The following is a 10,915-nucleotide window of genomic DNA, read 5'->3' on the forward strand; positions in this document are numbered from 1 at the left end:
CATCTTTATCTAGAAATGTACTGTGGCACCAGCGTAAAAACCACTCATAGAAAGATCTGCGTCAATATCATCTACATCTGACAGATCCAGAGAGAAACTGCGGTAGCCCAGCTCAGCGCCTATTATAAAGTCAGACTCATAAGCGGCATAAAAGCGACGGTCAAATACCGTTGCACCACCGATGTCCAAGTAGTTCACCAAAGCACCAACAGAGAAGTTTGTTGCAGGAATAAAGAAATCTGCCTTGCCGTAAGCCAATGGTACAGGCGCGTTTAAATCTAGGCTTTTAGTATCGACTTTAAACTCACCATCAAAGTTACGCAGTGTCACGCCCACATCAAACGCCATCCAACCTAAACCATCTAACAGTTCATAATAAGCAGTCCAATCGGTATGGCTTAGGTCTAACTTGGCTTTTTTATTCGTACTGTAGTTTGTACCTAAAAAAGTACCGCTTTGCTTAGTTGTGGCTGTTTCTGATAAATGAGTACGTTCAATACGTATATTAGGTATTAGTGGTAGTGGGTGTTCAATCGCAATAAACAGGCTAGTAGCCGAGCTATCATCAAAGCCCAGTGTACTTTCTAGATCGCTGTTATTTGCGCTGCTATCAGAATCGGCTTTGAAAGAGCCAGATAACGATGGCTGCCATAAAGAGGTGCCTGCATATACACCGGCAATATCAGCCTGAGCTCCAGCAGCAGACAACACGCCAGCAGATAACAATGCCACAGAGGCCAATTTTGTAAGCTTCATACTCAATCCTTTTATTGCTGCTCTGGATTTACCAGTAAAGTTAATATCAGCACCGCTAATGCCAATGCACCAGCGGCTAAAGCCAAACCTTTGCCTTTATAGCGCTCAGGTTGTAAGCGTGCCTCTCTAAAACCCATTAAGGCAAAGAGAAGCCCTAATAAAGCTACAAAATAACCCATCGGCACCGACATTGCAGCTGTGCCAATGGCCATAATAGACCAAAAAGAGGTTTGCACAGGGCGGATCTCAGTCTCATCTACTTTTTTATAAGCCGCAGCTTTCATCTGTCCTGAAGGCAGGTTAAATACTTGGTAGGCTTGCTCTGCTTTAGCTTCAAAGCTAACCAAAAGACCAGAATCAGGTAAGCCCCGCCCACGCCATCCGGTCAAGTCAAAAGTGTACTCCTCACCAGTTTCTGTACGAATTGTGCCTTGCTGTTCTGCGGTATCAAACTTGATCACTTCGCCTTGCATGGTTCACCTGTTATTCAGATAGGGTCGTCGATTGCCATAGTGCGACTGAACGGGACAGCTGTTCAATTAACAACGCAAAATTAATATGGCGCTGTTGACGCACCAGCTCAATGCCATCTAGCCAAAATATTAGAGTCGGCACTGTCAGTACTTGATAGCGAGCACAAGCTTGTGGCATCTGCACTAAATCAACGTAATAACATTGAACCTGTTCTGACAAAGTGGCAGCCCATATAGGGAGTTTATGTTTTAAAGACTGGCAGACACCACAGTCTGGCGTAGAAAATAAAACAAATACTGCGCCCGTCGAAACGGGCAGCTGATCTAAATCGTCTACAGTGATTAGCATGAGTTAGTTTGAAATCAATGTCAGATATTCTTGGCGTGTTGCAGCAGAGTTACGGAAAGCACCAAGCATCACTGAAGATTTCATGCTTGAGTTTTGCTTCTCAACACCACGCATCATCATGCACATGTGCTTAGCTTCGATTGTCACGGCAACCCCTCGAGCACCTGTCACTTGCATCACAGCATCTGCAATCTGCTTGGTAAGGTTTTCTTGAATCTGAAAGCGACGAGCATACATGTCAACGATACGCGCAAACTTTGATAAACCTAGTACTTTGCCGTTGGGTAGATAGGCGATGTGACATTTACCAATAAAGGGTAACAAGTGATGCTCGCACATTGAGTACAGTTCGATATCTTTAACGACTACCATTTCGTCAGCTTCAGACTCAAATATCGCATTGTTAGTCACTTCTTCCAATGTTTGCTGATAGCCTTTTGTTAGGTATTTAATCGCTTTGGCGGCGCGCACTGGAGTATCTAATAAACCTTCACGCTTAGGGTTTTCACCCACCTCTGTCAGCAGGGTTTCATAAAGGCTCGCCAGTTTTTCAGTCATTGAGTTACCTTACATTTAGTCAAAGTCATGTTTTATGTGGATATTCTAATACAATGCATTTCGAGGCTTACCCTCTGTGCGACAAGCTTTTGAATTATACCTCAAACAGCCTGATCAGTAGGGTGCGACAATTTGTCCATTTTACCTGACTAAGATGGTCAAGCATAATCTTTGCCGCGAATGAATGCCCATTATGCACCAGTCTAATAGATTCGGTGTCCTGATAAATGAATCAAACCTGCTATAATGCGCAAGTTTTGCAAGCCTAAATAAAATCTGCCAACTGATCGTGCTTACTGTTGGTAGTGCAACACTGCCAACTAAATCTGAATAGTCGGTGGTAGTAGGTGGTAATAAGTAAAGAGGAATCACAGGGACCTCTTTGCTCAGACTGTCAATGTTATCGCCACTTTTTGATATGGATTCCTGTACCTTTTAAAACGGTGAGTTATGAAACGACAATTGCTATCTGTTGCCCTACCTGCGGCCCTTCTTGGCGCATGTTTACCTGCATTTGCTGACAATACTGAAGTGTCTCAAGGTTATAAGCTACCTGAAAACACTATTCTGACGGTACAAGTACTGGTCGACAGAACGATTGCTCAAGGTGAAACTGTTTCTCACCTACTGTTAAAAGCCACCGGCACTGAGACGGAAGCCTCTTTACCTGAGCGCTGCTTAATGTCTGCCGATGCAACTATCAACAATAAGCGCCTAGAAATTAATGTCACCCGAGCACTTTGTGTACAACCTGACGGCCACATTTATGATGGTGCAATGCAGGCTAATGCTCTAGCGAGTGATTCAAAGCTTGGCTTGACGAAAGTTTGTACTGACGGTAGCTGCAGTAGTGCGGAGTTGGTAACAGGACAAGACTATCGTTTGAAACTCACCGCTGATGCCAATATCGCATTGGTCATCAATTACAGTGAGCAGGTCAATATTCAGCGTCGCCAGCATCAAGACGCAGCTGAATAACAAAACCTGATAGCTAGGTAAAAGGCACACATAGAAAAGAAAGAGCCTGCTTGTTTAAGCAGGCTCTTTTTTATCAACGACCTTTTAATTGCTTAGCCACGATAGTAGCGCTGCTCAATAAATGGCATACGCCCCACGATCATAGGTAGCATTTTGCCACGCACGCTGGCAAATACTTGGGTGTCTAGTGCACTAAACTCGGTGGCGACATAACCCATTGCCACAGGCTTATCAATGCTTGGACCAAAAGTACCGCTGGTCACCACACCAATTTTATTGCCTTCTGCATCAAATAGTTCTGCGCCTTCACGAATTGGTGCACGGCCTTCGCCCAACAAGCCAACACGTTTACGTGTCCAGTTTTTGTTGGCAATTTGAGATAGAATCACCTCTGCACCAGGGAAGCCACCTGCGCGCTCACCCTCTGCACGACGCGCTTTAGAAATCGCCCAAATCAGGCTGCCTTCTAGTGGTGTGGTCGTTGTATCAATGTCATGACCATACAAGCATAAACCAGACTCAAGGCGTAGAGAGTCACGTGCACCAAGGCCAATCGCCTCAACTTCAGGCTGCGCCAAGAATAAGCGGCATAGGCGCTCAGCCTCTGCTGAAGGAATAGAAATTTCGTAGCCATCTTCGCCTGTGTAACCAGAGCGAGAAACCAAACACTCAACACCATCAATCGTAACGGCTTTAGCATCCATAAACACCATGCCAGCTACTTCTGGTGCCAAGCGAGATAATGCGGTTGCCGCCATTGGACCTTGCAATGCAACCAGTGCAGCATCATCTAGCACTTCAAGTTGAACATCATCCCCTAGGTTTGCGCGCATATGAGCAATATCTTGTTCTTTACAGGCCGCGTTCACCACAACATAGATGCAGTCACCATAATTGGTCACCATCAGGTCATCCATAATGCCGCCATTTTCATTGGTGAAAAAAGCGTAGCGCTGTTTGCCAACAGGCAGGTCGATAATATCTACAGGCACTAGTGCTTCTAACGCTTTAGCGGCATTTTCACCTGTTAATTTCACTTGCCCCATGTGAGACACATCAAACAAACCGGCTTGTTCACGAGTGTGGATATGCTCTTTCTTCACGCCCAGCGGATATTGAACAGGCATCTCGTAGCCTGCGAAAGGCACCATACGAGCACCTAGCTCTTTGTGAAGGTTGTATAAAGGAGTTTGTTTCAGATCAGCCTGCACGTCTGCCATTGGAGAACCTCATATCAATACAATAACCTTTGAACACACAAGCTGTTCAGAGGAAAAAAGAGTTAGATTGGTTTATAACTTAAAGCACTTGGAGGAAAGCTCAAAGACCGTTAGTCTCAACCAGTGTTTCCTATTGGAAACAAAGCTAACGAAATAGGAAACTTGATGCAAGAAAAGTTTATAGCTGCTTGCAACCAAATTTTAAGCGGTTACCCAGAGCACAATGGCATCTTCAACACTGGTGGAAACCAAGGAGTGCCCCATCGCACAGTCATAGTAAGCAGAATCACCTTCAAACAGTTCAATAGGCTCATAGAACTCGGTATATAACAGTACCGAGCCACTCAGTACATAAAGTAATTCCTCACCATCGTGACGCACCCATTCAGGGTATTCATCAAAAGAACGGGCGCGTACCACTGTCCGGTAAGGAATCATCTTTTTATTGGTCAGCTGAGTGCCTAATAATTCATGCTCATAGGTAGACGTTGGATGAGGTTTCCCTTCGCCTTTGCGAGTAATATCTCTACGCCCAACTGCCCCTACATTACGTTTAGGCTGAGTAAAAAGCTGTGGAATATCAATGCCCAAACCTTTTACTAACTTACTGACCACAGAGAAGGTGGGTGAGATCTGTTCATTCTCGATTTTAGATAGTGTAGAGCGTGCTAGCCCTGTCAGTTTGCTGGCTTCTTCTAAGGTCAGGTTTTGGCTCAGACGGATTTCACGCACACGCTTACCTAGCTGGAGAGGTTCTACGTAAGACTCAGCATTCTCTTCAGCTCGATTAATCTGGATTTTCTCTTCACGTAAAAAATGCGGCTCGTCAGGCATCGGGCTTCCTTAATTTTGTCTGGCAAACTAGTCAGACTAGCGGGAGGGGAATGGTACACAAGGCGCATAGGCTTTTAAAGACACAAAAGCGCTTTTCCCTTATAAGGCAACCTTAGTTTCCTATTGGAAATTTTTATTGCTAACTATAAAGTCAATTTGATAGTCTGGCGCGTGCCGAAGAGAGCACTCTATCGCTTACAGTCTGTACTGCTTTCGCCCATAGGGCATTGATCAACTCAACAATACAGCCTGCATGCCGTAGGGCGGCCTAGACTTACAACAATTACAAAAAAATACCCTGTCTAATTATCCATTGCGATCGGAGTCAGAACCGTATGTCGTTAAGTATTTTTGATCTTTTTAAAATCGGCATTGGGCCTTCTAGCTCTCATACCGTGGGGCCAATGCTTGCAGCGAGTCGTTTTATTGAACAATTAGAAAACCGTGCGCTACTCAGCCAAATCAGCCGAGTGAAGACCGAGTTATTTGGTTCGCTTGCATTGACAGGGGTTGGTCACGCAACAGATACAGCCGTATTGCTGGGTCTGTCAGGTGAAGTGCCAGATCAGATTAAGCCTGAAACAGTTAAGCCACTGGTGCAAACCATACGTCAAGAGCATAGGTTGAAGCTGGCGGGTGAGATTGAAATTCAGTTTAACGAGGACAAAGACCTAGTATTTAATTACGCAGAGTCTTTACCTGAACACCCTAACGGCATGCGTTTTAGTGCTTTTGATAGTGCTGGCATCGTCTGCTTTGATGCGGTGTATTATTCCGTTGGCGGCGGTTTTGTTCTGAGTGAACAAGAGATGAAAACGGCACCGGAACTGGATTCAGCCAGCAGTTTGAACATTCAAAAAGAAGTGCGGCCTTATCCATTTAATAGCGGAAAAGCCTTGTTAGAGCAGGGGCAAAAGTCAGGTCAACAGATTGCCGATATGATGCTAGCCAATGAGTTAGCCCTATGGCAACAGGCTGATCAAAGTACAAGTGAAGAACAGATTAAAGCGCAGATAAAGGAAAAGCTGCTGCATATCTGGCAAGTTATGGACAACTGTGTGCGAGCGGGTTGCTCTAAAACCGGAGTACTACCGGGCGGTTTAAAAATTAAACGCCGAGCGCCAGCACTACATAAAGAATTAACGGAAAAACCTGAAAACGCACTGAAAGACCAGTTAACCGTTATGGACTGGGTGAACCTATTTGCAATGGCGGTTAATGAAGAAAATGCCGCAGGTGGCCGAGTCGTCACCGCACCGACTAATGGTGCCGCAGGGGTTATTCCCGCTGTATTGACTTACTACGTGCGTTTTCTGAACTCCTCTGAAGAGGGCATTGTGCGTTTCTTAGCCACCGCTAGCGCGATTGGCATGTTATATAAAGAAAATGCGTCGATATCTGCCGCAGAAGTGGGCTGCCAAGGCGAAATAGGCGTGGCTTGTTCAATGGCCGCAGGCGCTTTGTGCGCTGTGATGGGCGGCACCAATGAACAGATTGAAAATGCCGCCGAAATCGGCATGGAGCATAACTTAGGTTTAACCTGTGACCCGATTGGTGGCTTGGTACAAGTGCCTTGTATTGAGCGCAACACCATGGGGGCAGTAAAAGCGATTAACGCTGCAAGATTGGCAATACGTGGGGATGGGCAACATCACGTCTCCCTAGACTCCGTGATCGAAACCATGCGTCAAACGGGGCTAGACATGCAAGATAAATACAAAGAAACCTCAATGGGTGGACTGGCTGTTAACGTGGTTAACTGCTAAACCCATTACAGCCTAAGCATAAAGTTCGGCTGAGTAATTACAGATTTATTAGGGAATAATCGCCCTTGGGCATTGTGTCCCGTAAACATTTAAAGATAATCACCCGCGTGCAGCCTGCTCAGTTTAAAGCTGCCGCTATAAACCTTTTATAAGATAGAGGACGTAAAGATGAGTAACATTCCAGCTAACCTAAAGTATGCCGCTTCTCACGAGTGGGTTCTGGACAACGGCGATGGCACTGTAACTGTTGGTATTACTGACCACGCTCAAGAGCAACTGGGTGACGTTGTGTTTGTTGAGCTACCAGAAATTGGCCGTCACGTAGACGCAGGCGAAGAGTTCTCTTTGGTTGAGTCGGTTAAAGCCGCTTCTGATATTTACTCTCCTGTAACAGGCGAAATCATCGCCGTAAACGAAGAGCTAGAAGGCGCGCCAGAAACCATCAACGAACACCCATTTGAAGATGGTTGGATCGCTAAAATCAAACTGGCAGATGACGCTGATCTAAGCGACCTGCTAGACGCTGAAGGTTATGCGGCACGTGTTGCTGAAGACGAGTAGTTTTCGTCTGACCGATTGCCAATAGCCGCTTGTTATTGGCAATCAAACCCCGCTTTTTGATTGACTCCAGCTTTGCTGGAACTCCTTATCTTAAACGGTACTGTTAACAGGCCGTTCATACACAGGTTGATAAAAATGGCAGTTGATACGCGCACATTGAGTGAGCTTGAGCAACACGATGGTTTCACTCATCGTCATGTAGGTCCTGATGCAGCAGAGCAGCAAGTCATGCTTGGCACCCTAGGTGCAAGCTCGCTACAAGACCTAATCGAGCAAACCGTTCCGGGTTCTATCCGCTTGGATGATGCGCTCGATATGAGCACGGGTATCTCTGAAGTTGCAGCTCTGGCTGAGCTGAAAGCTCTAGCAGACCAAAACAAGATTAACAAATCGTACATCGGTATGGGTTACCACAACACTCATGTGCCTAACGTTATCTTGCGCAACGTGTTACAAAACCCGGGTTGGTACACTGCCTACACCCCTTATCAACCTGAAATTTCTCAGGGTCGTCTTGAGTCACTGCTGAACTATCAACAGATGGTAATGGACTTGACTGGCATGGACTTGGCTAACGCCTCTTTGCTTGACGAAGCCACTGCTGCGGCAGAAGCGATGACCTTGTGCAAACGCTCAAACCGCAAAAAAAGCGACCAGTTCTTTGTTGCCTCTGACGTACACCCACAAACCTTAGACGTGATCAAAACCCGTGCGGAATATTTCGGTTTTGACGTGGTGGTCGACGCAGCACAAAACCTAGGCAACTACGATGTATTTGGCGCCCTGATACAATATCCAGGTACGTTCGGTAACATCACTGACATTAAAGCCGTTGTAGAAGTGGCCAAAGCACAAAAAGCAATGGTTACCGTTGCCGCTGATCTGCTGTCATTAGTGCTGCTGAAATCACCGGGCGAGTTAGGTGCTGACGTTGTACTGGGCACCACTCAGCGTTTTGGTGTACCAATGGGTTTTGGTGGTCCACATGCAGCTTACTTTGCCGCCAATGAAGAGCTAAAACGCTCTGTTCCGGGTCGTATCATTGGTGTATCGGTTGACGTGAAAGGCAACCAAGCCCTACGTATGGCGATGCAAACCCGTGAGCAACATATCCGTCGTGAGAAAGCGACTTCTAACATCTGTACTGCACAAGCTCTACTGGCCAACATGGCAAGTTTATATGCGGTTTATCATGGTGCAGAAGGCCTAAAGCGTATCGCAGAGCGCACCCACCGTTTAACAGCGATTTTAGCAATTGGCTTAAACGCCAAAGGTGTAACCACCAACGACACCTACTTCGACACCCTAACCTTCTCAGCCGATGCAGCGGTTTATCAACGCGCATTAGACAACGGCTGTAACTTACGCCAAGCAGAAGGCGGTAAGCTGGGTGTTAGCTTAGATGAAACCACAACCCCTGCTGATGTTGCACAACTGTTCGACATCATTCTAGGTGCCGATCACGGCCTAGACGTTGCAGCAATAGACGCACAAATTATCGCAGGCGCAGAAACTGGCATCAAAGCTGACATGCGTCGCGAAGATGCGATCCTAAGCCACCCTGTTTTCAACACGCACCACTCAGAAACTGAAATGCTGCGTTATATGAAAACCCTAGAAAACAAAGATTACTCTCTGGTTCATGGCATGATTCCACTAGGCTCTTGCACCATGAAACTGAACGCCACCGCAGAGATGATCCCAGTTACATGGCCGGAGTTTGCAGACATCCACCCGTTTGCACCTAAAGACCAAGTACCGGGTTACTTTGAAATGATCCGTCAGCTAGAAGAGCAACTGGTTGAAATCACGGGTTACGACAAGATCTCTCTACAGCCTAACTCAGGTGCTTCTGGTGAGTACGCAGGTCTATTGGCCATTCGTAAGTACCAAGAGTCGATTGGCGAAGGTCATCGCAACATCTGCTTGATTCCATCATCTGCACACGGCACCAACCCTGCCACTGCGGCCATGATGGGCATGAAGATTATCGTGACCAAGTGTGATGAAAACGGCAACGTTGACAGCGCAGACCTAGCTGCAAAAGCAGAAGAGCATGCGGCTAACCTATCGGCACTGATGATCACCTATCCGTCTACTCACGGTGTTTACGAAGAAAACATCGTCGAGATCTGTGACATCATTCATAAGTTTGGTGGTCAGGTGTATATGGACGGTGCGAACATGAACGCACAGGTGGGCATCTCTAAACCAGGTCTAATCGGTTCAGACGTATCACACTTAAACCTACACAAAACCTTCGCAATTCCACATGGTGGTGGCGGCCCAGGCATGGGACCTATCGGTGTTAAAGCACACCTTGCTCCATTCCTGTCTAACCACGTTGTGAATTCAGTGGAAGGTCTTGAACAAGGCGTTGGTGCAGTATCCGCAGCCCCTTACGGCTCTGCGGCTATTTTGCCAATCACTTGGATGTACAACCGCATGTTGGGCAAAAACGGCCTGAAACGTGCTACTGAGGTGGCGATTTTAAACGCCAACTACATCGCAGAAAAACTGTCTGCTGACTACCCAATTTTGTACCGTGGCCGCAACAAGAAAGTGGCACACGAATGCATCATTGATATTCGTCCAATCAAAGCAGCGTCTGGTATCTCAGAAGAAGATATCGCCAAACGCCTAATGGATTACGGTTTCCATGCGCCAACCATGTCGTTCCCAGTTGCGGGCACACTGATGATTGAGCCAACGGAATCTGAGCCTAAGGTAGAGCTAGACCGCTTTATTGAAGCAATGATCAAAATCAAAGCAGAAGTGGCAAAAGTAGAAAGCGGCGAATGGCCGCTAGAAAACAACCCACTGGTGAATGCACCGCACTCACAAGTTGACCTGATCGGTGAATGGGATCGCCCATACAGCCGTGAAGAAGCCGTATTCCCAACCGCACACACCCGTGCGAGCAAATACTGGCCAACGGTCAATCGTGTTGACAACGTATACGGTGATCGTAACTTTGTTTGCTCATGCCCAAGTATTGAGACTTACCAAGACTAAGTGTTTGGATAGGTTTTAAGCGGAATACCAAAAGCGAGCCTTCGGGTTCGCTTTTTTTATGGGTGGTATTTACCCTGATGACCCACCTATAAATTGATGCATATCATGGCTAAATAAAATCATTTATGAACAACCCCATGACTCGGTTATTTAGCCATAACCTTATTAGAGTTTATTTGCGATCTATTTCACAATCCCATCAAAAAACCGATGATTTATTATTACATAAAGCTAAGATAGCAATTTTAAATATCATATAAAATAGTTCATTAATCAATACAATATCCAGAGTCAATCGCAATGGTCAAGGGGCGGTTGCAGACTCTGAGTGCAACACGCTACTGAACTAATGTGGTGGTATTATATTCTTTCGCCATCACTTCACTAATTACTTCAATGGGGCAT

General features: G+C 46.2%; 10 protein-coding genes. 4 read left to right on the forward strand and 6 right to left on the reverse strand.

From position 1 onward, the window contains the following. Positions 1 to 9: 9 nt before the first annotated feature. The 4 genes from B5D26_RS01290 to folE are packed head-to-tail and all read right to left on the reverse strand — an operon-like array spanning position 10 to position 2,136. Entirely contained in the window at positions 10 to 756 is a 747-nt protein-coding gene (locus tag B5D26_RS01290; protein WP_078743866.1) for a TIGR04219 family outer membrane beta-barrel protein, read from the reverse strand. 11 nt (positions 757 to 767) lie between these two features. Further along, the gene (locus B5D26_RS01295; RefSeq protein ID WP_078743867.1) at positions 768 to 1,229 is read right to left on the reverse strand and encodes a hypothetical protein; all 462 of its coding nucleotides are present in this window, start codon (positions 1,227 to 1,229) and stop codon (positions 768 to 770) included. 10 nt (positions 1,230 to 1,239) lie between these two features. Continuing rightward, positions 1,240 to 1,578 carry a thioredoxin family protein gene (locus B5D26_RS01300; protein WP_078743868.1) on the reverse strand — a complete coding sequence of 113 codons (339 nt, stop codon included), beginning with the start codon at positions 1,576 to 1,578 and terminating at the stop codon, positions 1,240 to 1,242. A gap of 3 nt (positions 1,579 to 1,581) precedes the next feature. Beyond that, on the reverse strand, positions 1,582 to 2,136 hold the full coding sequence (folE, locus tag B5D26_RS01305; RefSeq protein ID WP_078743869.1) for a GTP cyclohydrolase I FolE: 555 nt from the start codon (positions 2,134 to 2,136) through the stop codon (positions 1,582 to 1,584). Positions 2,137 to 2,586: 450 nt separating this feature from the next. Here folE and B5D26_RS01310 point away from each other — a divergent pair, with 450 nt between their 5' ends. Continuing rightward, on the forward strand, positions 2,587 to 3,114 hold the full coding sequence (locus tag B5D26_RS01310) for a hypothetical protein (protein ID WP_078743870.1): 528 nt from the start codon (positions 2,587 to 2,589) through the stop codon (positions 3,112 to 3,114). 92 nt (positions 3,115 to 3,206) lie between these two features. On the opposite strand, the gene gcvT is transcribed toward B5D26_RS01310, so the two are convergent. Next, positions 3,207 to 4,334, reverse strand: coding sequence for a glycine cleavage system aminomethyltransferase GcvT (gene gcvT, locus B5D26_RS01315; RefSeq protein WP_078743871.1), 1,128 nt, complete (start codon positions 4,332 to 4,334; stop codon positions 3,207 to 3,209). Positions 4,335 to 4,535: 201 nt separating this feature from the next. Continuing rightward, positions 4,536 to 5,168, reverse strand: coding sequence for a helix-turn-helix domain-containing protein (locus tag B5D26_RS01320; RefSeq protein ID WP_078743872.1), 633 nt, complete (start codon positions 5,166 to 5,168; stop codon positions 4,536 to 4,538). Between the two features lie 335 nt (positions 5,169 to 5,503). Here B5D26_RS01320 and B5D26_RS01325 point away from each other — a divergent pair, with 335 nt between their 5' ends. From B5D26_RS01325 to gcvP, 3 genes are all read left to right on the forward strand, one after another. Continuing rightward, positions 5,504 to 6,934, forward strand: coding sequence for an L-serine ammonia-lyase (locus B5D26_RS01325; protein ID WP_078743873.1), 1,431 nt, complete (start codon positions 5,504 to 5,506; stop codon positions 6,932 to 6,934). A gap of 168 nt (positions 6,935 to 7,102) precedes the next feature. Next, entirely contained in the window at positions 7,103 to 7,495 is a 393-nt protein-coding gene (gene gcvH, locus B5D26_RS01330; RefSeq protein ID WP_078743874.1) for a glycine cleavage system protein GcvH, read from the forward strand. A 135-nt stretch (positions 7,496 to 7,630) separates the two neighbouring features. Next, a complete protein-coding gene (gene gcvP, locus B5D26_RS01335; protein WP_078743875.1) occupies positions 7,631 to 10,510 on the forward strand; it encodes an aminomethyl-transferring glycine dehydrogenase in 2,880 nt (959 codons plus the stop codon). The last annotated feature ends 405 nt before the right edge of the window (positions 10,511 to 10,915 follow it).

The sequence above is a fragment of the Oceanospirillum multiglobuliferum genome, assembly GCF_900167095.1.
Taxonomy (GTDB): domain Bacteria; phylum Pseudomonadota; class Gammaproteobacteria; order Pseudomonadales; family Halomonadaceae; genus Oceanospirillum; species Oceanospirillum multiglobuliferum.

Bases quoted from the DNA above. Each gene is read 5' to 3' on its own strand.
- B5D26_RS01290 (WP_078743866.1), bottom strand. From the start codon at position 756: ATGAAGCTTACAAAATTGGCCTCTGTGGCATTGTTATCTGCTGGCGTG.
- B5D26_RS01295 (WP_078743867.1), bottom strand. From the start codon at position 1,229: ATGCAAGGCGAAGTGATCAAGTTTGATACCGCAGAACAGCAAGGCACA.
- B5D26_RS01300 (WP_078743868.1), bottom strand. From the start codon at position 1,578: ATGCTAATCACTGTAGACGATTTAGATCAGCTGCCCGTTTCGACGGGC.
- folE (WP_078743869.1), bottom strand. From the start codon at position 2,136: ATGACTGAAAAACTGGCGAGCCTTTATGAAACCCTGCTGACAGAGGTG.
- B5D26_RS01310 (WP_078743870.1), top strand. From the start codon at position 2,587: ATGAAACGACAATTGCTATCTGTTGCCCTACCTGCGGCCCTTCTTGGC.
- gcvT (WP_078743871.1), bottom strand. From the start codon at position 4,334: ATGGCAGACGTGCAGGCTGATCTGAAACAAACTCCTTTATACAACCTT.
- B5D26_RS01320 (WP_078743872.1), bottom strand. From the start codon at position 5,168: ATGCCTGACGAGCCGCATTTTTTACGTGAAGAGAAAATCCAGATTAAT.
- B5D26_RS01325 (WP_078743873.1), top strand. From the start codon at position 5,504: ATGTCGTTAAGTATTTTTGATCTTTTTAAAATCGGCATTGGGCCTTCT.
- gcvH (WP_078743874.1), top strand. From the start codon at position 7,103: ATGAGTAACATTCCAGCTAACCTAAAGTATGCCGCTTCTCACGAGTGG.
- gcvP (WP_078743875.1), top strand. From the start codon at position 7,631: ATGGCAGTTGATACGCGCACATTGAGTGAGCTTGAGCAACACGATGGT.